This is a genomic window from Flavobacterium pygoscelis (assembly GCF_023162025.1).
In the GTDB taxonomy this organism is placed as follows: domain Bacteria; phylum Bacteroidota; class Bacteroidia; order Flavobacteriales; family Flavobacteriaceae; genus Flavobacterium; species Flavobacterium pygoscelis.
This window is the reverse complement of record NZ_JALNUB010000004.1, coordinates 296,248-318,991: the sequence shown is the minus strand read 5'-3', so window position 1 is coordinate 318,991 and position 22,744 is coordinate 296,248. Positions and strand designations below refer to the sequence as shown.

The following is a 22,744-nucleotide window of genomic DNA, read 5'->3' as shown; positions in this document are numbered from 1 at the left end:
TTAACAAATAAAAATAATTAATTTAAATAATACTAATATGACAACAACAAAATGGGCAATAGACCCTACACATTCAGAAATTGGTTTTAAAGTAAAACACATGATGTTTACTAATGTTTCAGGTAAGTTTACCAAATTTGATGCTTCTATTGAATCTGATGAAACTGATTTTGAAAATGCTAAAATTCAATTTACCGGAGCAATTGACTCAATAGCTACAGGTAATGCAGATAGAGACACACACTTAGTAAGTGCTGACTTTTTTGATGCTGAAAAGTTTCCGGAAATTAAATTTGTAGCAACATCGTTTACAAAAATTAAAGATTCTGAATACGATTTAACTGGTGACTTAACGATGCACGGTGTTACTAAATCTATAAAATTACCTGCAGAATTTAGTGGCTTAATGAAAGATCCTTGGGGAAATACAAAATTAGCTTTTTCATTAGAAGGGAAAATTAATAGAAAAGATTGGGGATTAAACTGGAATTCAGCACTTGAAACGGGTGGCGTTTTAGTTGGTGAAGAAGTACGTTTGGTTATTGAATTACAATTTATCAAACAATAATTTTTATTTAAAGAATAAAACAACAAATCCTCAAAATTTTTGGGGATTTGTTGTTTTTAAAGTAAAACTATGGAAATTATTAATATTTTATACATAGGAAGAAATGCTCAAATACTCGATATCGTAATCCGACTTATTAATTCAAATGACAACTGGAACGGAGTTGGAATGTTATGTGATGAAAAAGCGAAACAAGTTTTTATGCAAACGAATTTTTCTATTGTATTATTGGGCCCTGGCATTGAACAAGAAAGGGAGTCTGAATTGCGTTCTTATTTTACAAAGGTAAATCCCACTATAAAAATAGTTCAGCATTATGGAGGTGGTAGTGGTTTACTGCAAAGTGAGATTTTAAGCGCCATTGCTCCTGCAGAGAATAGATAAAAAAAAGAGCCTTTGTGAGGCTCTCTTTTTATGCGTATTATTTATTTTTTTTTGCTTTGATCATCATTTCGAGTTGATCCCAAAGTTCCTCTGGAATTGCTTCTAACAAATTAAATTGTCCGGCACCTTTAAGCCATTCTCCACCATCAATAACTACTACTTCTCCATTTACATAAGCTGAAAAGTCAGAAACTAAATAAGCTGCTAAATTGGCTAATTCCTGATGATCACCAACACGTTGTAGAGGCACTTTTTTTGCCATGTCAAATTTCTCCGCTAAGTCACCTGGTAATAATCGGTCCCAAGCTCCTTTTGTAGGGAATGGTCCTGGAGCAATCGCGTTGGTGCGAATTCCGTATTTTGCCCATTCAACAGCAAGACTTCTGGTCATGGCTAAAACTCCTGCTTTTGCAGTAGCACTAGGAACTACATAAGCGGAACCCGTCCAAGCATAAGTAGTTACAATATTTAAAACAGTAGATGATTTTTGTTTGGTATCAATCCAATGTTTTCCAAAAGCAAGTGTACAGTTTTTGGTTCCTTTTAAAACAATATCAATAACGGTATCAAAAGCGTTTGCAGACAATCTTTCGGTAGGAGAGATAAAGTTTCCAGCTGCATTATTTAATAAGACATCTACCTTACCAAAAGTTTTCAAAACTTCTTGTAGCATGTTTTCTACTTCTTCATAATGACGCACATCACATTGTATAGGAAGACAAGATCCGCCAGTTGCTGCTTCTAGTTCTTTAGCCGTGTTTTTTAATTTTTCTAAATCTCTGGATGTAATGGCAACTTTAGCGCCAAGTTCAAGGAAATATTGGGTCATTGCTTTTCCTAAACCACTTCCGCCACCGGTTACTACAATCACTTTGCCTTTAAGAGCATCATCGCGTAACATTTTATCTGTATAACTCATAATTTCTATTTTTTGAATTGTAAATATAACGAAATCAAATAGTATGCATGCATAATAAAAATAAATAAATCAGCACTTTTATATCGTGCATAATCTTTTAGCAGCTTCTTCTAATGTTGCATTGTCTTTTGCAAAACAAAAGCGAATTAACTTTAAGTCTTTTCCATCTCCATAAAAAGTAGAGATTGGAATGGCAGCAACACCATATTCAGTGATTAATCGTTTACAAAAATCAACATCATTTTCGTTTGAAATAGCAGAATAGGAAGCAACTTGAAAATAAGTTCCTTCGCAGGGCATGAGTTCAAAACGACTTCCGTGTAATAATCCTCTGAAATAGTCTCGTTTTTCTTGGTACATTTTCTTAATATCATCAGTAGAAACTACGTCTAAATAGTCGCTAATGGCCACTTGGCAAATGCTATTTATACTAAAAACTAAAAACTGATGTACTTTTTTTATTTCTTTCATTAAGTGTTCAGGCGCAGTCAAATACCCTATTTTCCATCCGGTGATATGAAATGATTTCCCAAAAGAAGAAACTACAATACAACGATTCATCAATTTTTCTCTTGTATTGGCTGAAATGTGCTTTTCTTCAAAAGTGATGTATTCATAAACTTCGTCGGATAGAACTAAAATGTTTGGGTATTTTTCTAGTAAAAGTTCTAATGATTGGAAGTCAGATTCTTTTAAAATTTTTCCAGTTGGATTGTGTGGATTATTAATGATAATCATCTTCGTTTTCGAAGAGCATGCTTTGTCTATAATTTCCCAATTGGGAGTGTAATCATCGTTCAAAGCTACTCGAATTGGCTTAGCATTGCAAAGTAGTACGGGTGCTTCATAACAATCATAACTCGGATCTAGAATTAGTACTTCCTCATTTGTTTTTACTAAAGCGGTAATAGTTGTAAAAATTCCTTGAGTTGCTCCTGCAGTTACGAGAATTTCGGTTTCAGGATGAACAACTCTTGAATAGGATTTCTTAGTTAGTGCAGCTATTTTTGATAATAACGGCGGATAGCCAGACATGGGCGTATATTGATGTACATTTTCGGTAGCGAGTTTAGCAACAATATCTGTTAGTCTTTTGTCAACTGGAAAATTTGGAAAACCTTGAGATAAATTAATGGCGTTGTGTTCTGAGGCCATTTTCGACATTACTGTAAATATACTCGTGGCAATATTGGGAAGTTTGCTCATAAAAAAAATCATTAATTCTAATTATAAAAATAGACATTTTATAATTAGAATTAATGATTTACTATTTGGGTAGTGTTACAATACTTTAAGGAAAGTAAAATAAACTTTTATAGTCTTTAAAATTGACTCTGATATTTACATTTTATGAATGATAAAAATAGTTGGACGCTTGTGTAAATCGATTGTCTCTTTTTTCCAAGCCGCAATTTTCTTGGTCTTAATGTACTCTGTTGGCAAAGTAATATCTGTTGCGATACACAAATGCGTGTCAGGATGTAAGGTTTGTATTAAATCTTCCAGTAATTTGTTATTTCTATACGGTGTTTCGATGAAAATTTGTGATTGATTTTTTTCGAATGATACTCTTTCTAGTGTTTTAAAACTGGCTTTCTTTTCGTCTTTCTCGATAGGTAAGTAGCCATGAAAAGTAAAACTTTGTCCGTTCATTCCTGAGGCCATCATCGCTAAGAGAATTGAAGAAGGTCCAACTAATGGAATTACTTGAATTCCTCTATCATGTGCTAATTTTACAATCACAGCACCAGGATCAGCTACTCCAGGACAACCTGCTTCACTCATTAAACCCATATTAATGCCTTCTAACAAGGGTTTTATAAAGTCTAAATGTTCTTTAGTTTCCGTGTGTTTATTTAAAACAAAAAGTTTTAATTCTGATTGTTTCTTTTCCGGATTTACTGTTTTAATAGACTTTCGAGCAGTTTTATCATTTTCAACGATATAATAATCAATAAGGTCAATACTTCTTTTTATAGTCTGCGGAAAAACATCCATAGGATCGCAATCACCCATAGTGGTAGGAATTAGATAGAGTTTTCCTAAAACAGTATTTGATTTCATATTCTTTATTTATATTCTAAAGTAAAGTTGAAATTAGTTTTATTTTGTATTGAAAATAAAAACTAAAAAATAGATTGAAGAGCTATTTTACTAAAGAATGTTATTGGTGTTTTTGTATTAATTTCTCCGAAATCACATCACATACTTCATCAAGCATGTTGTACACAATTTCAAATCCATTTGGTAAGCCAAAATAAGGATCTGGCACATCTACATTTTCATTTGGAAATAAGTCATTCAAAATCATTTGAACTTTGTCTTTTTGATCTTGATTTTTGGCTAAATCCAGTACATCACTGTAGTTGTTGCTATCCATCACATAAATATAATCAAAAGTATCAAAGTCAGAAGTGCTAAATTGACGTCCTCTTTGTTCCGAGATATTTATTTGATTTTTTTTCGCTACTGTAATAGAACGTTCATCAGGCGAATGACCAACATGCCAAGCACCAGTTCCTGCAGAGTCAACTAAAAATTTATCTTTAGGTAGTTTTGAAGCTAGAATTCCTTGGGCTAAAGGTGATCTGCAAATATTCCCTAAACAAACCATTAAAATTTTAATAGGCATAAAAGCGTTTATAGCGTTAATTTCTTATTGATATCTTCGACAAATTTTTTGAATTGTTTGTCAGTAGCCACTAAGTTGTCTACCGTTTTACAAGCGTGTAATACCGTTGCGTGATCGCGATCTCCAATTTGAGAACCAATATTTGCTAAAGATGCTTTAGTGAATTTCTTTGCGAAAAACATCGCTAATTGTCTTGCTTGTACAACGTGCCTTTTTCTCGTTTTTGATTGTAAAGTTTCTAAATCCAATTGGAAATAGTCCGATACAATTTTTTGAATGTAATCGATCGAAATTTCTCTTTTTACATTTTTCACGAATTTTTCGACAACGCTTTTAGCCAATTCAATAGTAACCTCTTTTTTGTTAAAAGAAGATTGCGCTATCAATGAAATGATGGCTCCTTCAAGTTCTCTTACATTCGATTTAATATTGCGAGCAACATATTCTACAATTTCATCAGGAATTTCAACTCCATCTCTATAAAGAATATTTTTCAAGATAGAAATTCTAGTTTCATAATCGGGTTGATGAATTTCTGCGGATAATCCCCATTTAAAACGAGATAACAAACGTTGTTCGATATCTTGCATATCAACTGGCGCTTTGTCCGAAGTCAAAATTACTTGTTTTCCATTTTGATGCAAGTAATTAAATATGTGAAAAAACACATCTTGAGTTCCTGATTTACCAGAAAGAAATTGAACATCATCAATGATTAATACATCAATTAATTGATAGAAATGGATAAAATCATTACGATTATTTTTCTTTACAGAATCAATATATTGTTGTGTGAAAATTTCAGCAGAAATGTATAAAACGGTTTTTTCTGGATATTTATCTTTTATTTCTACACCAATAGCATGTGCTAAATGTGTTTTTCCAAGACCAACTCCACCAAAAATTAATAACGGATTAAACGATGTTCCCCCTGGTTTATTCGCAACAGCCATTCCTGCAGAACGCGCCAAACGATTAGAATCACCTTCAAGAAAATTATCAAAACTATAATTAGCATTTAATTGCGATTCAATTTTTAAATTTCTAATTCCTGGAATTACAAAAGGATTTTTTAATTCTGGGTTTAAATTTTTAAAGGGAGCATCAACTTCTTGCGGTTTCATCGGAACTCTGTTGGCACTTGGTAACTGTTCCGTAAACGGTTGTTTGTTACCATATGTGTTTTCCATTCTAATTTTATAAAGTAACTTAGCGTTTTTTCCAAGTTCTTTGGTAAGGGCAACTTTTAATAATTTTACATAGTGCTCTTCCAACCATTCATAAAAAAATTTACTAGGAACTTGAATGTATAATGCGTTATCGGTAAGTTCAACTGACTTGATTGGTTCAAACCAAGTTTTGTAAGCTTGATCTTGAATGTTGTCTTTGATAAAAGACAAACAGTTTTCCCATACTGATTGAGCAGTTTTGTTCATATATTCTATTAAATTGTTTTAATTTGGTAATTTTTATCTTACTAAAAAAAAGATGTTTTGATGTCTTTTATCGGGGTAACAAATATGTGAACAAATTTCTGTAAAAAAAAATTTATGGGGTGGAAATTTCACGAATAAATGTCGTAAGGGGTTCTTTAAATTTAAAATTTTTAATATATAATCAATGAAAGATCATAAGGTAGAAGTTAGGGTGCGTTATTCAGAAACAGACCAAATGGGAGTGGTATATCATGGGAATTACGTTCCTTATTTTGAGATAGGACGCGTGGAATGGCTTAGAAACAAAGGGATTTCATATAAAAGTATGGAAGAAAGTGGTATTGCTCTGCCAATTGTGTCTATGACTATAAATTATAAAAAATCAGCGCGTTATGATGAGTTATTGACAGTTCACACGGTTTTTAAAAGTCAGTCCTCCGTAAAGATAGAATTTGATTGCGCTATTTATAATGAGTCGAATGAGTTATTAACAACCGCCCATTTTATCTTAGTATTTGTGTCATTAAAATCTGGCAAACCAGTGTCTCCGCCAGATTATATTTTAGAATTGTTTAAAGCAATGGAATAAAGTTGAAAATAATGCTGTTTTATTTAAAAAATTAAAGAGGTTTTATATCGATTTCAAACATAGAATTAAAAATGTCGTAAACTATTTCGGCATTTTTTTTTCGTGTTTTTATCTCAATTTTGCCTAATGGAATTCCAGATTCCTCATTAATTTCCATTTCTTGACTCACAATTTCGAGCTTTTTTTCCTTAATCACTCGCATTATTTTATTCATATTTTTATAATCATAAGTGATCATAAAATGATTATCGATGGTTTTCTCAATAATTTCAGCGCTTTCTAGAACTAATTGTGCTGTTGTTCTGTACGCACTAATTAATCCTCCAACACCTAGTTTTACACCACCAAAAATCCGAATAACTACTACCATGATATTAGTAACCGAAAACGATTGGATTTGACCATAAATAGGCATCCCAGCTGTATTACTCGGTTCTCCATCATCATTGGCTCTGTATGATATTGTTTCAGTTCCAATTTGATAAGCGTAACAAAAATGCCCTGCATTAGGATATTGCTTTCGCAAAACATCTATTTGGGATTTTACTGTATCTTCTGATTGTATTGGGAAAGCGTAACCAAAAAATTTGCTATTTTTTTCTTTAAATAACACTACCTCTGGAGTTTGTGCTATCGTTTTATAAGTATCTTTAATTTCCAAAAAGAGCCGGTTTTTCTAAATTATTTTTTTATCGAATAAATGTATTACATCTTCTTCTCCCACTTGTAAGTTCCAAACATTAAAGCCTAACGAAAGTGCTGCATCTGTATTTTCTTTTTTATCATCTACAAATAATGTGCGCTTTGGATCTAATTCGTGGTTGCTTATTAAGTGCTTGAAAGTTTCTAAATCTGGTTTTCGTAATCCCATTTCAAAAGAAAAATACACTCTTTCAAAACAACTATAGAAATCACTGTAAAAAGAAACGCCATTTTTTTGTTCAAAAGTTTCGATGTGAATAGCATCAGTATTAGAAAGTAAAAATAAACGGTATTTTTCAGAAAGCAATTGCAAGAACTCTAAACGATACAAAGGGAAATCAAGTAAAATAGCATTCCACGCTGTTTGTATTTCGGCAATACTCGAATTTGGAATGTGTTTCTGAATGCCTAACAGGAAATTTTCACGGGATATTTTACCAGTTTCAAACTGAGAATTCAAATGCATTAGCTCCTCATTCCATTCTGTTAATCCTAGTTTTTTAAAAGCATTAACGGTTCCTTGTAAATCTAAATTGATAAAAATAGCTCCAAAATCAAAAATTATAGTATTAATCATAGTTTCTTGAAATTATAAGTTCGTCGTTACTAATTGTTGATTTCTCAAAATTTTTCTTAGCTAAGGAAGGTGCTTTTATACCCGTTTTGAAATCGATTTTCCCTATAAATATTCGAGATTCATCCCACAGTTTAGCATCAATAAATGTCTGTAAAGTTTGGCTTCCGCCTTCAATAATAACAGATTGAATTTGATGTTTATAAAGCACTTGTGCTATTTGAATAGCAATGTTTTCTTTAAAATCGATGTTTTCAAAGATAGTATTTTCTTTTTCAATAGTAGTTTTTGATTTAGAAAATACAATTGTTTTTGTCTGATTGTCAAGAATTTGACTACTATTTGGTATTCTTTTATTTTGGTCTAAAACTATACGAACGGGATTATGACCTTTCCAATCTCGCACATCTAATTTTGGATCATCATCAATAACCGTTTGTGTTCCTACTAGTATTGCTTGTTCTTCACTGCGCCATTTGTGCACGAATTGCCTAGAATAAGAATTGGTAATCCAGACTGGTTTTTTTTCGAATTTTTCTATTGGAGCAATAAATCCATCTTGGCTTTCGGCCCATTTTAATATGATATAGGGTCTTTTCTTTTCATGAAAAGTAAAAAAACGCTTATTCAATTCATAACAATCTTCTTCTAGAATCCCTACGGTTACTTTAATTCCGGCGTCAAGTAGTCTTTTAATTCCGTTTCCAGCTACTTTAATATTGGGGTCAACGGTGCCAATGACCACATTGGGAATTTCATTTTCGATGATCAAATTACAACAAGGCGGTGTTTTGCCAAAATGACTGCAAGGTTCCAAGCTAACATAGATAGTCGCTTTTTTTAATAGCGTTTTATCTTTTACCGACTTGATAGCGTTTACTTCTGCATGCGGTTCTCCAGCTTTTTTATGCCAGCCTTCACCAATTATTTTTCCGTCATAAACAATTACACTACCTACAAGTGGATTTGGATATGTTGTGCCTAGTCCATTTTTAGCTAATTCTATGCACCTTCTGATGTATTTTTCATGTATTTTCACAATACAAAAGTAGTGATTTTTGCTTTTATGATTTTGTTTGAAAACAACGAAGATTTACAACAAACAATTTCTATTTTTGCGTATATAATTAGATTGTAGATAAAATGGAAAATTACAGTATCAGAAAAATAAATAAAGAAGACAATGAGCAAGTTGCACAATTAATTCGTGCTGTTTTTGATGAAATGGATATTCCTAAAGTAGGAACTGCCTATGCTGATCCTTATCTTGACTTAATGTACGAAGAATATAATAAGCCTAGATCTGTATATTATGTGGTAGAACATAACGGAAGAGTAGTAGGTTGCGCCGGTATAGCACGACTAGAAAATGAAGCTGAAACAATTTGTGAATTGCAAAAAATGTATTTTCTACCAGAAATTCGCGGTTTGGGAATTGGTAGTGAGATGATGGCTGTATGTTTGCAAAGTGCTATAAATTTTGGATTCGAAAGTTGCTATTTAGAAACAATGCCGTTTATGCTTGACGCACAAAAACTATATAAAAAATCCGGTTTTGAGTCTATTGATGCACCCATGGGAAGTACTGGTCACGATAGTTGTCCTATTTGGATGCTGAAAAAACTATAGTTTTAAATCATCACTTTTAATTTAAAATACTTTTACTACTTCTTTTATAAAATACAACATGAAAATTAGAGCATACAGATCCTATTTTATTCAAGAGCTAGAGTCCATTTTTGGAGAAGATGAAGCGGAAAGCTTTTTCTACTTAATATTAGAAGAAAAGCATCAATTAAAAAGAATTGATTTGGCCTTGCAAATTGATTTAACTTTTTCTGAGAATGAAATTAAGGTTTGGAATGTCATTTTAGAACAATTAAAACAAGAAATCCCAGTACAATATATATTAGGGAATACTAGTTTTTATGGATTGGATTTTGAAGTGAATAAAAATGTTTTAATTCCAAGACCAGAAACGGAAGAACTAGTCGATTGGATAATTAAAAGCAATACAAAAGATTCATTCTCAAAAAATATAAAAATTTTAGATATTGGAACCGGAAGTGGTTGCATCGCTATTTCATTGGCTAAGAATGTTGCGAATGCTCAAGTTTTTGCGATTGATGTTGCTGAAAATGCTTTGGCTACAGCCGAAAAAAATGCACAAAACAATAAAGTTGAAGTTGCTTTTTGGAATAGAAACATTCTTGAAACATACGACTTAGAGGAACAGTTTGATATTATCGTTTCTAATCCGCCTTATGTTAGAAACCTCGAAAAAGAGGAAATCAAAAAAAATGTACTAGATAATGAACCTCATTTGGCTCTTTTTGTAGAAGACAATGATGCTTTGATTTTTTATAAAAAAATAGCAGAATTAGCTCAAAAAAACCTTTCCGAAAACGGGCAACTGTATTTTGAAATTAATCAATATTTAGGCAAAGAAATGATTGGTTTGCTCGAAAAAATGAATTTCAAAAATATCGAATTACGAAAAGATATTTATGGCAACGATCGAATGATTTTTGCTAATAGATAAAAATTCACGCAAACTTTACTATTACTTTAATGTTCCTAAACCATAAGTTTAGGAGAAATACATAAATGATTTTTATTGATTATGCTTTTTTAAAAAATAACATAAAGTATTGTCATAGTTATATTTCTGATTTAAAAATTAAATAGGAACCTCTAGATTATTCATAACGCAACGCCTCAATAGGATCTAAAACAGCCGCCTTAATAGCTGGATATAATCCAGAAGCAATTGCAACAATAAAACTGGTGAGGAATGCTGCCATTATTGCTCCCCACGGAATTACAAATGCAAAATCCATAGCGGTAGCGATACCAAAACCAATAAGAATACCAAAAATAATTCCTACTAAACCACCTAATTGGCCAATGAGTAAAGTTTCTATAAAAAACTGAATCGCAATAGTGGTTTTCTTGGCTCCCAAAGCTTTTCTAACTCCAATTTCTCTAGTACGTTCTGTAACCGAAACAATCATGATATTCATCAAAGCAATAGAGGAACCCAATACAGTAATAATACCAATAAGCCAGGAAGCAAGTCCTAAGTATTTCGTAATTCCTAAAATTCGATTTATTAAATCGTCACTTCGAACCACACCAAAATTATTGTCTTTTACAGGACTTAATTTTCGAACTCTACGCATGGTGCTCGTTGCATTATCTAATGCTTGTTCCAGTAATTCTTTTTTATCAACCATTACACTTACCGTATAATTAATATTGGGTGCCGTAAATAAGGAACGGGCAATTTGTATGGGAATTAATACGCGTAAATCCTGATTGTTGCCAAAAGTGGATCCTTTTTCTTTCAGAATACCAATGACTTTAAATCTAGCTCCGCGAATCGAAATTACTTTGTCAATCGGGTTCACGTCTTTTAATAAACCTTTCTCAAAATCAGATCCTACAATACATACATAGGCATTGTTATCTATGTCAAATCCAGTAAAGTTGCGTCCTAAACTAGTTTCTAATCCAGAGTTAGACATAAAATATTCATCAACTCCTAGAATAGAATTCTCTGGATCTGTTTTTATCGCTTCGTATTTTATCTCAGCTGTTGAGGTAGCTGTAAAGGAAAGTGAGGTTTCTGTAAATGGATATTGAAATTTATTCTTAAACGCAACGGCTTCAGGATAGGAAATAATTGGATTTATGATTTCACGCTCGTCTCCACCTCGATTTCGCGTTACGTTTTCATATTGTTTTATGTTAAAAGTGTTCGCTCCCATCGATGCAAAATCACTCGAAATAGTATTTTCAAGTGCTGCAACAACAGTAAGAATACTTACTAAAGCCGTAATTCCTATCGCAATTATCATCACAGTAAGAACCGTTCTTAGCAATTGCGTACGTATTGAACCAAACGCAATTCGGACATTTTCCTTAAATAATTTTAGCATCATACAAGTTTGACACGAAAATACAATTTTTGTTACAATTTTTCTGTAGCTAAAATATAATTTCCTGCAATCTCTTTTATCTGGAGCAATTTCCTGCTTTACGTTACAATCCAGTTGTAAAATAATTTATTTTCAATTGCCTAAAAGGAGCTTCCTCTGGTCGCTCTTTTAGTCAAGAAAATAATATTATTTTTTACAACTGTATTTTCACTACAATCAGGGCTATGGTTTGTGTAATAAAATGATGTAATTTGTAAAGAGAATAATTTAAAAAATAAGATATTTGCACCCAATCAGATTTGTTCGTTTTTTATGTTCTTCAATCTGAAAATTTAAAATTCAATATTCATAAAATGGCATCAAAACCGAGTATTCCAAAAGGAACTAGAGATTTTTCACCAAGCGAGGTGGCAAAACGTCAGTATATCATTCAAATTATAAAAAGTAATTTCGAAAAATTCGGATTCCAACCTATAGAAACACCTTCTTTTGAAAACTCCGATACTTTAATGGGTAAATACGGCGAAGAAGGCGATCGATTGATCTTTAAAATATTAAATTCAGGTGATTATTTGGCAAAAGCCAATGCAAGTCATTTAGAAAATAAAGACAGTACTAAGCTCACTTCGAGCATTTCTGAAAAAGCGTTGCGCTATGACTTGACCGTACCTTTTGCACGTTACGTGGTGCAACATCAAAACGAAATTGAATTTCCTTTTAAACGGTATCAAATTCAACCAGTTTGGCGTGCAGACCGCCCTCAAAAAGGCCGTTTTAGAGAGTTTTTTCAATGTGATGCCGATGTAGTAGGTTCTAAATCCCTTTGGCAGGAAGTAGAATTGGTTCAGTTATATGATGCTGTATTTACCGACTTAGGACTGGTGGGTGCAACTATAAAAATTAACAATAGAAAAATTTTATCTGGAATTGCTGAGGTAATAGGTGCTTCGGATAAATTGATAGACTTTACAGTTGCCTTAGACAAGCTCGATAAAATAGGCGAAGAGGGTGTAAAAAAAGAGATGATCGAAAAAGGAATTAATGAAGGAGCTATCGAAAAAGTACAGCCTTTATTCAATTTTACCGGAACAATTACGGAGAAAATAGAAAAATTATCGCAGTTGCTCGCTGCATCTTCAGAAGGTATGAAAGGAGTTGAAGAGTTGCGATTTATTTGTGAAAATGTATTGAAATTAGGATTAAACAGTGCCGTTTTAGACTTAGATGTAACGTTAGCACGTGGTTTGAATTATTACACAGGAGCCATTTTTGAAGTAGCTCCACCAAAAACAGTAGCTATGGGATCCATAGGAGGCGGTGGTCGCTATGATGATTTGACGGGTATTTTTGGATTAAAAAACATGAGCGGTGTAGGCATATCATTTGGTTTAGACCGAATTTATTTGGTTGTAGAAGAGTTAAGTTTATTTCCAGAAACCGTAACAGCAACTTCAAAAGCGTTATTTATTAACTATGGTGATAAAGAAGCTTTTTATGCCATGCAAGCCATACAAAAATTAAGAGCTTTAGGTGTAAAAGTAGAATTGTATCCTGAAAATGCAAAAGTGGGAAAACAATTTCAACATGCTGATAAAAGAGGAATTCCTTATGCTGTTATTATTGGAGAAGATGAAATGAAAACCAATTCGTATGCTATTAAAAATCTTGTCACGGGAGAACAAGTTGTCATTGATTTTGAAAATTTAAAATCGACGTTATTATAGACTGTTAGTTATTGCTAAATATAAAAAAAGCTTCGTTTAAGATATAAACGAAGCTTTTTTTTATAAAAACTGTGAATTAATAATTTTAAAAGTTGAAATTTAAATTGTCAAATTTTATTTTGAAGGTCTAAATAACACCAACTCCAAAAATAAAAAAAAAGACAATAAAATAATCTTAAAATAATCCTAAAATTTATTAAAATCTCCATTTTTATAAATAACAGAAGTCAAATTGCTAAAAAGGTGACAATTTGACATTTTAAAACAATTGGCAGTACTTTTGCAATCCATGGAAAAGATTAACAATGAACTTTAAGAATATTTTTAAAAATACAAGTAATATGACTACTGAAAATACAGAAATCGATCAGGAATTAGAGGAGACGACATTAGAGAATAATGGCGGTGAGGAGCAAGTTGTTATTGAGGAATTAAGCTTAGAAGAGCAATTAACACAAGACTTAGCGAAAGAGAAAGATAAATATTTAAGATTATTTGCTGAATTTGAAAACTATAAAAGAAGAACTACTAAGGAACGTATTGAGTTATTCAAAACGGCTAACCAAGAAGTTTTATTAGCATTGTTACCAGTTTTAGATGATTTTGATAGAGCAATTACAGAAATCAGTAAGACAGATGATGGTCCTTTATTAGAAGGTGTTGCGCTTATTAATGAGAAATTAAAAACTACTTTAGTTTCTAAAGGATTAGAGCAAGTTGATGTAAAAGCAGGAGATGTATTTGATGCTGATTTTGCTGAAGCGATTACTCAAATTCCTGCAGCATCGGATAAGATGAAAGGAAAAATTGTTGATGTTCTTGAAAAAGGATATAAACTTGGAGATAAAATTATCCGTTTTCCAAAAGTTGTTATAGGTCAGTAATACTTTAATTTATAGTGGTAATTTATTGCTGCTTTAGGTTTGTAAGAAAAAATAAAAATGAAAAAAGATTTTTACGAAATTTTAGGCATTACTAAAAGTGCTGATGCTGCCGAGATAAAAAAAGCCTATAGAAAACAAGCTATAGCGCATCACCCTGACAAAAACCCTGGAGACAAATCGGCAGAAGATAAATTTAAATTAGCTGCAGAAGCATACGAAGTCTTAGGTGATCCTCAGAAAAAAGCTAAATACGATCAGTACGGTCATCAAGCATTTGATGGTTCTGGTGGTTTTGGTGGCGGTGGTCATGGCGGTATGAATATGGATGATATTTTTAGCCAGTTTGGTGATATTTTCGGAGGCGGTTTTGGTGGCTTCGGAGGTGGAGGCGGAGGCGGAGTTCGTCGTGCTAAAGGAAGTAATCTTCGTATCAAAGTAAAACTAACATTAGAAGAAATTGCTAATGGTGTTGAGAAAAAAGTTAAAGTAAAACGTAAGGTTCAAGCTCCTGGTGTTACTTATAAAACTTGTTCTACTTGTAATGGTCAAGGGCAAGTGATGCGTGTAACTAATACAATTTTAGGACGTATGCAATCTGCTTCTACTTGTCCTACTTGTAGTGGTTCTGGTCAAATTTTAGATAAAAAACCATCGAATGCAGATTCGCAAGGGATGATTTTAGAAGATGAAACAGTATCTATCAAAATACCTGCGGGTGTGGTAGATGGTATGCAGTTAAAAGTTTCTAATAAAGGAAATGATGCTCCAGGAAATAGTATTCCAGGAGATTTAATTGTTGCCATAGAAGAGTTAGAGCATGATCTTTTGAAACGTGAAGGAGAGAATTTACACTATGATTTATACATTAGCTTTGCCGAAGCCGTTCTTGGTATTTCTAAAGATATTGAGGCTATCAATGGTAAAGTAAGAATTAAATTGGAGGAAGGAATTCAATCCGGTAAAATTCTTAGATTGAAAGGTAAAGGAATTCCAAGTATCAACGGTTATGGTAACGGAGACTTATTGGTTCATGTAAATGTTTGGACACCAAAAACATTAAACAAAGAGCAAAAACAGTTTTTTGAAAATGCCTTAACGGATGATAACTTTATTCCAAATCCTGAAAAATCAGACAAATCATTTTTCGAGAAAGTAAAAGATATGTTTTCATAAATAGGTTCGCGATCAAACGCAGACTTATCAATAAATAAAAACCCATCCTTAAATTAGATAAGGATGGGTTTTTTTGTGTAACAATTATGCCTATTTCGGCACTAATTATTTACTTTTACATCAATTAAAAATAAAGCATGAGTAATATACTTGAGGTTAATAAAGTAGTAAAGAAATATGGTGATTATGTTGCGCTAAACGAAGTTACATTATCCGTACCCAAAGGCAGTATCTATGGACTTCTGGGACCAAATGGAGCAGGAAAAACATCTCTTATTCGCATCATCAATCAAATTACCTTACCGGATAGTGGGCAAATTATTCTTGATGGTGAAAAATTACAGCCCAAGCACGTTCAGCACATAGGCTACCTTCCAGAGGAAAGAGGTTTGTATAATACTATGAAAGTGGGAGAGCAATGCTTGTATTTGGCTCAAATGAAAGGACTTTCAAAAGCAGAAGCAAAAAAACAATTGGAATATTGGTTTGAAAGATTAGAAATTCAAGGATGGTGGAACAAAAAAATCCAAGAATTATCAAAAGGGATGGCACAGAAAATTCAATTTGTTGTTTGTGTTTTGCACAAGCCCAAATTATTAATTTTTGACGAACCTTTTTCTGGATTTGATCCTGTAAACGCAAATGTTATCAAAGACGAGATTTTAAAGCTTCGTGAAGATGGAGCTACTATAATTTTTTCTACACACCGAATGGAAAGTGTAGAGGAGTTATGCGATCACATTGCTTTAATACATAAATCAAACAAATTGATCGAAGGAAAGCTGAACGATGTTAAGCGACAATTTAAAACCAATTCTTACGAAGTAGGTATATTGACTGATAACGTTGAAGGGTTGATGTATGATATTACTCAAAAATTCACTGTTAGTACAGCCAATTTTAAATCACTCAACGATTCTCTGAAATTAGAAATACAATTGGGCAATGCCACGCCAAATGAGTTGTTAAATCTCTTAACGCTACGTGGGCAAGTCACACATTTTCTAGAGAAAATACCAAGTGTCAACGATATCTTTATCAAAACCGTTAGCGGAAATTAAATAAATTCTAATGTTGTGATTTTAAATCTATATTGTAAAATCACTACTAATAAATAAAAAACTAAATGAGTATTATTTCATTAATTATAAAAAGAGAATTTATTTCGAAAGTTCGCAATAAGTCTTTTATCGTAATGACTTTTTTAAGTCCGTTATTGTTTGTTGCATTAGCAGGATTTGTAGGGTATTTAAGTTCTATGAAAGCCGATACAAAACAAATTGCGATTCACGATGAATCCGGTTTATTTGTCCAAGAATTCACAGCCAAGAACAACAAAAATGCAACTTATAAATACCTAGATTTATCAGGGATAGATTTAAAGTCTCTAAAGGATAGTATTACCAATGAAAGTTATGAAGGACTTTTGTACATTCCAAAAGCAGTTGATACAAAGGATTTTGAAAACAACATACAGTTTATTTCAAACAATAGTCCTAGTATTTCATTTACAGAAAAAGTTCAGGATATAATTGCCTCTAAGCTAACAAAGACCAATCTTGTCAAAGCTAATTTAGACACTCTTGCTATAAATAAAGCAAGAGCCAATGTAAATATTAACTTGACAAAAGCGTCTGGAGAAGAAAGTGTCAAAGGACTGAATGAAATAAAAATAGGAATTGGTGGTGCTTTTGGTTATCTAATTATGATGTTCATTATAATTTATGGTAATATGGTAATGCGAAGCGTAATCGAAGAGAAAACGAGTAGAATTGTAGAGATTATTATTTCGTCAGTAAAACCATTTCAATTGATGATTGGAAAAATTATTGGAACTTCATTGGCCGGTTTACTACAATTCTTTATTTGGGCGGCCATAGGACTTTCATTAATGTTTGCAGCCTCTACTTTTTTTGGCGTAAATGTGTCACCAACGGCAAAAATATCACCCGAATTAATGCAGGCTGCACAGCAAGAAATGGCAGGAACAGCACAAATGTATATTAAGGAATTATGGAATTTGCCTATTGCAAGTATTCTAATAGGATTTGTCGTTTATTTCATCGGTGGTTATTTCCTTTATAGCTCTTTTTATGCAGCAATTGGTGCCGCGGTTGACAATCAGACGGATTCGCAACAATTTCTTTTGCCTATAATGATGCCACTAATCTTAGCAGTTTATATTGGTTTTTTTACAGTAATCAATGATCCACACGGAACCGTCGCGGTAGTTTTTTCAATGATTCCGCTTACATCTCCTATAGTAATGCTCATGCGAATTCCGTTTGGCGTACCTTTGTGGCAAATTGCTATATCAGTCACCTTGCTATTTGCTAGCTTTTTTGCAGTAGTTTGGTTTGCTGCAAAAATATATAGAATAGGAATATTGATGTACGGCAAAAAACCAAGTTGGTTGGAATTATACAAATGGTTGAAATATTAAGATTTCAATTGTTTGAATTTTCACAATAAACAATTAATTTTAAGGAGCTATTTCCCGCTTTTCATTGCAATCTTTTATACCTCGCTAGGGCGAGTTACAAAAGGATTTTCATTGCAATCGGGGCTAGGGCATATTATTTGCAAGAGGATATATGCTTTTAACAAAAAATAGAAATTTAAGCCTTGGTCAATTTATAGCCATTAAAAAAACAGTAAAAAATGCCGAAAATATTAGTAATAGAAGACGAAGCCGCAATACGAAGAGTACTCAGTAAAATACTTTCTGAAGAAAATGATACCTATCAAGTTGAAGAAGCAGAAGATGGAGTTGCTGGTTTCGAAAAAATAAAAAATAACGATTACGATCTTGTTTTATGTGATATCAAAATGCCAAAAATGGATGGTGTTGAGGTGCTAGAGGCCGTAAAAAAAATTAAACCTGAAATTCCAATGGTAATGATCTCTGGTCATGGCGATATGGAAACAGCTATAAATACGATGCGTTTGGGAGCTTTTGATTACATCTCAAAACCACCCGATTTAAACCGTTTGCTAAACACAGTTCGAAATGCTTTAGACAAAAAACAACTGGTTGTCGAAAATAAGATTCTAAAGAAAAAAGTAAGTAAAAATTACGAAATGATCGGCGAAAGCGAAGCGATTAATCACATCAAAGTGATGATTGATAAAGTAGCAGAAACCGAAGCTAGAGTTTTAATTACAGGACCAAACGGAACGGGAAAAGAATTAGTTGCGCATCAATTGCACGAAAAAAGTGTACGATCTAATTTTCCATTAATCGAAGTAAACTGTGCTGCTATTCCTTCAGAATTGATAGAAAGTGAATTGTTTGGTCACGTCAAAGGAGCTTTTACATCGGCAGTAAAGGACCGTGCAGGAAAATTTGAAGCAGCGGACAAAGGAACCATTTTTTTAGATGAAATTGGCGATATGAGTCTTTCGGCACAAGCCAAAGTTTTAAGAGCCCTACAAGAAAGTATGATTACTAGAGTAGGAGCCGATAAAGACATAAAAGTAGATGTGCGTGTAGTTGCAGCAACAAATAAAGATTTAAAAGTAGAAATTGCTGAAGGTCGTTTCCGCGAGGATTTATACCACAGATTAGCCGTTATATTAATAAAAGTGCCCGCGCTAAATGATAGACGAGAAGATATTCCGATGTTAATAAGTCATTTTGCAAATAAAATTGCTACAGAGCAAGGAAATGCAGTCAAGAAGTTTTCTGCTGCTGCAATAAATTTGCTTAAAGAATACGATTGGACTGGAAATATACGTGAATTGAGAAATGTAGTAGAGCGTTTGATTATCCTTGGCGGAAGCGAAATTTCCGAAAATGATGTGAAACTTTTTGCAAGTAAATAATAGCATTCGAATAAATTATAGAATTGAGCTTTAAGCTATAAAAAAATGAAATTAAAAAAAATAAACGAGAAGTTACAAGAAGGTTTAATTGAGAACGGTCTAACCGAAGCGAATGCATTGCAGCAAGAAACTTTTTCTACAATAAAAAGTGGTGCTGATTGCCTTATTATTTCTGAAAAAGGCAGCGGAAAAACAACTACAATTGTACTGAATGTAATTCAGCAATTGGCTAGAGAAACCGAAGAATCTCCACGTGCTTTAATTATTGTTGAAGACAAAGCGAAGGTTTTAGAAATGGAAGATCTTTTTGAAAAATATGGTAAATATACCGATCTTCAGGTTTTTGGTGTTCATGATAAAGGCGACATGGAATATGATAAAAATTATATTTCTACAGGAGTTGATGTGCTAATAGGTACGGCTACTAAATTGAATGATATGTTTACCACGGCAGGTTTTAATGTCAATCGTTTAAAAATGTTTATTGTTGATGATCCAGATCCTATGTTACGATTGCGTAATGAAACTAAAATAATGCGCATATCTAATAGCATCAACAAAACTCAGAGAATCGTTTTTGCTGATCGAATAACAGATCGTATTGAGATTTTAGTTGATAAAATGTTGATAGAACCTTTCGTTTTTGAAATGGATGAGGAAGAAGAATATGAAGAGGATGATATTGAAGATGAAGAAGAAAGTGATGAAGATGATCTAGAGGATGAAAATGAAAATTTAGAAGAAAAATAATAATACTAATAAATAAAATAAACATCATGGGATTAATGAAAGTATTTTCGGGAAGTGAAATTCTAGCAATGGCTTTACAAGAAAAAATTGAAGCAATTGGTGTAGATGTAGTAGCTAAAAACAACATACAATCGGCTCGATTAGGTGGTTTTGGTAATTCAGATTTAGCAGTTGAATTATTCGTGCAAGAAACAGAATTTGCAAAAGTAAATCCAGTTATCGAAGAATTTAGAATGAGTATATAAACTCATTAGTATTGTTTAAAAGAGTAAAATGAAATACAAAATGTTGGTTCTGGACTTGGATGATACCTTGTTGACTGATGACCATAAAATCTCAGACGAGAATAAGGAAATGTTATTTAAGGCACAGGAGTTAGGTGTTTACATTGTCTTGGCCTCCGGCAGACCTACTTCAGCAATGATTTCTTTTGCTAAAGAATTAAAACTAGATGTCAATAATTCTTTTATGCTTTCTTATAACGGAGCTGTAATTACAGATTTAAAAGAAGATAAAGTCCTATTCGAAGAAAGCTTGACACAACAACAAATTCATGAGTTATACGATTACAGTTTAAAAAGTAAAACCCATATCATTACTTATATTGATGGGAAAATTGTAAGCGAAACGGATTCAGAATATATTGAAGTAGAAAAAAATATTACAGGATTACAACACAATAAAGTTCCTCATTTCAAGGATGCGGTCAATTCATCTGTGGTAAAATGTATTTTATTAGAAGAACCAACTTATCTAAAAAAGGTTGAAGCCGACTTGAAAGCTGCGATGCCACATTTGAGTGTTTCTATGTCAAAACCTTTTTTCTTAGAAGTGGCTCCAAACGGAATTGATAAAGGAGCGAGTATAAAATTCTTAGCTGAAAAACTTAATATTCTTCAAAGCGAAATTATATCGGTTGGTAATGCCGGTAATGATTTATCGATGATAGAATATGCAGGATTAGGTGTTTGGGTTGATAATGTAGATCCAGAATTGAGAGATAGAGCAACTGTTATTGTTGCCTCAAATAATAATCATGGCGTGGCAGAAGTAGTAAGACGTTTTATATTACAGTAAGTTTTTTTTAAAAAATTAAATAAATCCGATACCTTATGTATAAATCATAAGGTATCGGATTTGTGTTTTAATAAAATGCGTAACCTCTACTCATTAATAGATTTTAGTTTGTAAATTTGCACACTTAAATTTTTTGACAACGATTTCATTAGTTTAAGATTTATTATGGGAAATAGAAAAAAAGTTGCCTTTTATACGCTTGGTTGTAAGCTGAATTTTTCGGAAACATCAACAATTGCTCGTTCTATTGAGGACGAAGGTTTTGATCGTGTCGATTTTGAGGAAGTGGCTGATATGTATGTGATAAATACGTGTTCTGTAACGGAAAATGCAGACAAACAATTTAAGCAAATTGTAAAAAAAGCAATGAAGTTAAATAATCAAGCTTTTATTGCTGCAGTAGGTTGTTATGCACAATTAAAACCAGAAGAATTAGCCTCAGTAGATGGTGTTGATTTAGTTCTTGGTGCCACAGAAAAATTTAAAATCACAGATTATATTAACGACTTGTCTAAAAATGATATCGGGGAAGTTCATTCTTGCGAGATTTCTGAAGCTGATTTTTATGTAGGAAGTTATTCCATTGGGGATAGAACACGCGCTTTCTTAAAAGTACAAGATGGTTGCGATTATAAATGTACTTATTGTACCATTCCATTAGCGAGAGGAATTTCTAGAAGTGACGAATTAGAGAATGTATTGAAAAATGCAAAGGATATTTCTGCACAAAACATCAAAGAAATTGTTCTTACTGGAGTGAATATTGGCGATTACGGAAAAGGAGAATTTGGTAATAAAAAACACGAGCATACTTTTTTAGAATTGGTTCAGGAATTAGATAAAGTAGAAGGAATTGAGCGCTTGCGTATTTCGTCTATTGAACCTAATTTGTTGAAAAACGAAACGATTGAGTTTGTTTCCAAAAGTCGCACTTTTGTTCCGCATTTTCATATTCCTTTGCAATCCGGAAGCAATGCTATTCTAAAATTGATGAAGCGTCGCTATCAGCGAGAAGTTTATACCGAAAGAGTAAATAAAATACGCGAAGTAATGCCACATGCTTGTATTGGTGTGGACGTGATTGTTGGTTTTCCTGGCGAAACTGACGAGCATTTCTTGGAGACTTATAATTTTCTTAATGAAATGGATATTTCTTATTTACATGTTTTTACTTATTCGGAAAGGGATAATACAGAAGCTGCAGCTATGGATGGAGCAGTTGCTGCTAATGTTCGAGCCAAGAGAAGTAAAATGATGCGTGGATTGTCTGTTAAAAAGCGTCGTGCTTTTTATGAAAGTCAATTGGGAAGTAACAGAACCGTACTTTTTGAAAGTGAAAATAAAGAAGGATACATTCATGGATTTACAGAAAATTACGTAAAAGTAAAAACACCGTGGAATCCAGAATTAGTAAATACACTACACGAAATCAATTTGACTAAAATTGATGATGACGGAAGCGTAAGAATGGAGTTTATTTCGGCTTTGGTTTAAATCCTGTCCATAAAAAAGTAGTTCAGAATCATAACAATATATAAAATCAAAACCCCTTTATTATAAGGGGTT

24 protein-coding genes are annotated in these 22,744 nt (G+C 32.7%); 15 read left to right on the top strand and 9 right to left on the bottom strand.

All coding sequences use genetic code 11. The features are described from left to right. The first annotated feature begins 37 nt into the window (after positions 1-37). Both MW871_RS08110 and MW871_RS08105 read left to right on the top strand, forming a co-directional pair. Positions 38-568, top strand: a complete 531-nt coding sequence (locus MW871_RS08110) for a YceI family protein (RefSeq protein ID WP_210644205.1) — start codon at positions 38-40, stop codon at positions 566-568. A gap of 69 nt (positions 569-637) precedes the next feature. After that, complete coding sequence (locus MW871_RS08105; RefSeq protein ID WP_210644203.1) at positions 638-952, top strand: hypothetical protein; 315 nt, start codon at positions 638-640, stop codon at positions 950-952. 37 nt (positions 953-989) lie between these two features. On the opposite strand, the gene MW871_RS08100 is transcribed toward MW871_RS08105, so the two are convergent. From MW871_RS08100 to dnaA, 5 genes are all read right to left on the bottom strand, one after another. Next, positions 990-1,871, bottom strand: coding sequence for an SDR family oxidoreductase (locus tag MW871_RS08100; protein WP_188049645.1), 882 nt, complete (start codon positions 1,869-1,871; stop codon positions 990-992). Positions 1,872-1,949: 78 nt separating this feature from the next. Then, positions 1,950-3,077: a methionine aminotransferase gene (locus MW871_RS08095; RefSeq protein ID WP_248428201.1), complete on the bottom strand. Its 1,128-nt coding sequence runs from the start codon at positions 3,075-3,077 to the stop codon at positions 1,950-1,952. A gap of 135 nt (positions 3,078-3,212) precedes the next feature. Then, positions 3,213-3,935, bottom strand: coding sequence for an SAM-dependent methyltransferase (locus tag MW871_RS08090; RefSeq protein ID WP_188049647.1), 723 nt, complete (start codon positions 3,933-3,935; stop codon positions 3,213-3,215). Between the two features lie 100 nt (positions 3,936-4,035). Continuing rightward, complete coding sequence (locus MW871_RS08085) at positions 4,036-4,503, bottom strand: low molecular weight protein-tyrosine-phosphatase (protein ID WP_188049648.1); 468 nt, start codon at positions 4,501-4,503, stop codon at positions 4,036-4,038. 8 nt (positions 4,504-4,511) lie between these two features. Beyond that, on the bottom strand, positions 4,512-5,939 hold the full coding sequence (gene dnaA / locus MW871_RS08080) for a chromosomal replication initiator protein DnaA (RefSeq protein ID WP_188049649.1): 1,428 nt from the start codon (positions 5,937-5,939) through the stop codon (positions 4,512-4,514). A 184-nt stretch (positions 5,940-6,123) separates the two neighbouring features. Here dnaA and MW871_RS08075 point away from each other — a divergent pair, with 184 nt between their 5' ends. Continuing rightward, positions 6,124-6,528, top strand: a complete 405-nt coding sequence (locus tag MW871_RS08075) for an acyl-CoA thioesterase (RefSeq protein WP_188049650.1) — start codon at positions 6,124-6,126, stop codon at positions 6,526-6,528. Between the two features lie 31 nt (positions 6,529-6,559). Here the strand turns inward: MW871_RS08075 and MW871_RS08070 are convergent, their stop codons facing one another. From MW871_RS08070 to ribD, 3 genes are read right to left on the bottom strand one after another with little or no spacing between them, the layout of a single operon-like run. Beyond that, positions 6,560-7,189 (bottom strand): IMPACT family protein, encoded by a 630-nt coding sequence (locus tag MW871_RS08070; RefSeq protein ID WP_248428200.1) that lies wholly within the window; start codon positions 7,187-7,189, stop codon positions 6,560-6,562. Between the two features lie 15 nt (positions 7,190-7,204). Then, complete coding sequence (locus MW871_RS08065) at positions 7,205-7,807, bottom strand: HAD-IA family hydrolase (RefSeq protein WP_248428199.1); 603 nt, start codon at positions 7,805-7,807, stop codon at positions 7,205-7,207. After that, the gene (ribD, locus tag MW871_RS08060; RefSeq protein WP_248428198.1) at positions 7,800-8,843 is read right to left on the bottom strand and encodes a bifunctional diaminohydroxyphosphoribosylaminopyrimidine deaminase/5-amino-6-(5-phosphoribosylamino)uracil reductase RibD; all 1,044 of its coding nucleotides are present in this window, start codon (positions 8,841-8,843) and stop codon (positions 7,800-7,802) included. The genes MW871_RS08065 and ribD overlap by 8 nt, the downstream gene beginning before the upstream one ends. A 104-nt stretch (positions 8,844-8,947) precedes the next feature. On the opposite strand from ribD, the gene MW871_RS08055 reads away from it, so the two are divergent. Further along, positions 8,948-9,433, top strand: coding sequence for a GNAT family N-acetyltransferase (locus MW871_RS08055; RefSeq protein ID WP_248428197.1), 486 nt, complete (start codon positions 8,948-8,950; stop codon positions 9,431-9,433). A gap of 58 nt (positions 9,434-9,491) precedes the next feature. Then, entirely contained in the window at positions 9,492-10,346 is an 855-nt protein-coding gene (gene prmC / locus MW871_RS08050; RefSeq protein WP_248428196.1) for a peptide chain release factor N(5)-glutamine methyltransferase, read from the top strand. Positions 10,347-10,503: 157 nt separating this feature from the next. Here prmC and MW871_RS08045 read toward each other — a convergent pair whose 3' ends face one another. Then, positions 10,504-11,748 (bottom strand): ABC transporter permease, encoded by a 1,245-nt coding sequence (locus MW871_RS08045; protein ID WP_248428195.1) that lies wholly within the window; start codon positions 11,746-11,748, stop codon positions 10,504-10,506. Positions 11,749-12,098: 350 nt separating this feature from the next. Between MW871_RS08045 and hisS the strand changes: the two genes are divergently transcribed. The 10 genes from hisS to mtaB all read left to right on the top strand — a co-directional run bounded on the left by hisS (position 12,099) and on the right by mtaB (position 22,672). Then, entirely contained in the window at positions 12,099-13,469 is a 1,371-nt protein-coding gene (gene hisS / locus MW871_RS08040; RefSeq protein WP_248428194.1) for a histidine--tRNA ligase, read from the top strand. Between the two features lie 305 nt (positions 13,470-13,774). Then, positions 13,775-14,353: a nucleotide exchange factor GrpE gene (locus MW871_RS08035; protein ID WP_248428193.1), complete on the top strand. Its 579-nt coding sequence runs from the start codon at positions 13,775-13,777 to the stop codon at positions 14,351-14,353. 57 nt (positions 14,354-14,410) lie between these two features. Continuing rightward, entirely contained in the window at positions 14,411-15,526 is a 1,116-nt protein-coding gene (gene dnaJ, locus MW871_RS08030) for a molecular chaperone DnaJ (RefSeq protein ID WP_188049659.1), read from the top strand. 137 nt (positions 15,527-15,663) lie between these two features. Then, a complete protein-coding gene (locus MW871_RS08025; protein WP_248428192.1) occupies positions 15,664-16,587 on the top strand; it encodes an ABC transporter ATP-binding protein in 924 nt (307 codons plus the stop codon). A 65-nt stretch (positions 16,588-16,652) separates the two neighbouring features. Beyond that, positions 16,653-17,969, top strand: a complete 1,317-nt coding sequence (locus MW871_RS08020) for an ABC transporter permease (protein WP_210644176.1) — start codon at positions 16,653-16,655, stop codon at positions 17,967-17,969. A gap of 218 nt (positions 17,970-18,187) precedes the next feature. Then, a complete protein-coding gene (locus MW871_RS08015; protein ID WP_188049662.1) occupies positions 18,188-19,351 on the top strand; it encodes a sigma-54-dependent transcriptional regulator in 1,164 nt (387 codons plus the stop codon). 45 nt (positions 19,352-19,396) lie between these two features. Beyond that, on the top strand, positions 19,397-20,101 hold the full coding sequence (locus tag MW871_RS08010; RefSeq protein WP_248428191.1) for a DEAD/DEAH box helicase: 705 nt from the start codon (positions 19,397-19,399) through the stop codon (positions 20,099-20,101). A 26-nt stretch (positions 20,102-20,127) separates the two neighbouring features. After that, entirely contained in the window at positions 20,128-20,346 is a 219-nt protein-coding gene (locus MW871_RS08005) for a DUF2007 domain-containing protein (protein WP_121925889.1), read from the top strand. A gap of 28 nt (positions 20,347-20,374) precedes the next feature. Beyond that, positions 20,375-21,178 (top strand): Cof-type HAD-IIB family hydrolase, encoded by an 804-nt coding sequence (locus tag MW871_RS08000; RefSeq protein ID WP_248428190.1) that lies wholly within the window; start codon positions 20,375-20,377, stop codon positions 21,176-21,178. A 165-nt stretch (positions 21,179-21,343) separates the two neighbouring features. Further along, positions 21,344-22,672 (top strand): tRNA (N(6)-L-threonylcarbamoyladenosine(37)-C(2))-methylthiotransferase MtaB, encoded by a 1,329-nt coding sequence (gene mtaB / locus MW871_RS07995; protein ID WP_248428189.1) that lies wholly within the window; start codon positions 21,344-21,346, stop codon positions 22,670-22,672. Positions 22,673-22,744 lie beyond the last annotated feature (72 nt).

What these genes read in the sequence shown, in the direction of transcription:
- MW871_RS08110 (WP_210644205.1), top strand. Translation starts at nt 38, where the DNA reads ATGACAACAACAAAATGGGCAATAGACCCTACACATTCAGAAATTGGT.
- MW871_RS08105 (WP_210644203.1), top strand. Translation starts at nt 638, where the DNA reads ATGGAAATTATTAATATTTTATACATAGGAAGAAATGCTCAAATACTC.
- MW871_RS08100 (WP_188049645.1), bottom strand. Translation starts at nt 1,871, where the DNA reads ATGAGTTATACAGATAAAATGTTACGCGATGATGCTCTTAAAGGCAAA.
- MW871_RS08095 (WP_248428201.1), bottom strand. Translation starts at nt 3,077, where the DNA reads ATGAGCAAACTTCCCAATATTGCCACGAGTATATTTACAGTAATGTCG.
- MW871_RS08090 (WP_188049647.1), bottom strand. Translation starts at nt 3,935, where the DNA reads ATGAAATCAAATACTGTTTTAGGAAAACTCTATCTAATTCCTACCACT.
- MW871_RS08085 (WP_188049648.1), bottom strand. Translation starts at nt 4,503, where the DNA reads ATGCCTATTAAAATTTTAATGGTTTGTTTAGGGAATATTTGCAGATCA.
- dnaA (WP_188049649.1), bottom strand. Translation starts at nt 5,939, where the DNA reads ATGAACAAAACTGCTCAATCAGTATGGGAAAACTGTTTGTCTTTTATC.
- MW871_RS08075 (WP_188049650.1), top strand. Translation starts at nt 6,124, where the DNA reads ATGAAAGATCATAAGGTAGAAGTTAGGGTGCGTTATTCAGAAACAGAC.
- MW871_RS08065 (WP_248428199.1), bottom strand. Translation starts at nt 7,807, where the DNA reads ATGATTAATACTATAATTTTTGATTTTGGAGCTATTTTTATCAATTTA.
- MW871_RS08055 (WP_248428197.1), top strand. Translation starts at nt 8,948, where the DNA reads ATGGAAAATTACAGTATCAGAAAAATAAATAAAGAAGACAATGAGCAA.
- prmC (WP_248428196.1), top strand. Translation starts at nt 9,492, where the DNA reads ATGAAAATTAGAGCATACAGATCCTATTTTATTCAAGAGCTAGAGTCC.
- MW871_RS08045 (WP_248428195.1), bottom strand. Translation starts at nt 11,748, where the DNA reads ATGATGCTAAAATTATTTAAGGAAAATGTCCGAATTGCGTTTGGTTCA.
- hisS (WP_248428194.1), top strand. Translation starts at nt 12,099, where the DNA reads ATGGCATCAAAACCGAGTATTCCAAAAGGAACTAGAGATTTTTCACCA.
- MW871_RS08035 (WP_248428193.1), top strand. Translation starts at nt 13,775, where the DNA reads ATGAACTTTAAGAATATTTTTAAAAATACAAGTAATATGACTACTGAA.
- dnaJ (WP_188049659.1), top strand. Translation starts at nt 14,411, where the DNA reads ATGAAAAAAGATTTTTACGAAATTTTAGGCATTACTAAAAGTGCTGAT.
- MW871_RS08025 (WP_248428192.1), top strand. Translation starts at nt 15,664, where the DNA reads ATGAGTAATATACTTGAGGTTAATAAAGTAGTAAAGAAATATGGTGAT.
- MW871_RS08020 (WP_210644176.1), top strand. Translation starts at nt 16,653, where the DNA reads ATGAGTATTATTTCATTAATTATAAAAAGAGAATTTATTTCGAAAGTT.
- MW871_RS08015 (WP_188049662.1), top strand. Translation starts at nt 18,188, where the DNA reads ATGCCGAAAATATTAGTAATAGAAGACGAAGCCGCAATACGAAGAGTA.
- MW871_RS08010 (WP_248428191.1), top strand. Translation starts at nt 19,397, where the DNA reads ATGAAATTAAAAAAAATAAACGAGAAGTTACAAGAAGGTTTAATTGAG.
- MW871_RS08005 (WP_121925889.1), top strand. Translation starts at nt 20,128, where the DNA reads ATGGGATTAATGAAAGTATTTTCGGGAAGTGAAATTCTAGCAATGGCT.
- MW871_RS08000 (WP_248428190.1), top strand. Translation starts at nt 20,375, where the DNA reads ATGAAATACAAAATGTTGGTTCTGGACTTGGATGATACCTTGTTGACT.
- mtaB (WP_248428189.1), top strand. Translation starts at nt 21,344, where the DNA reads ATGGGAAATAGAAAAAAAGTTGCCTTTTATACGCTTGGTTGTAAGCTG.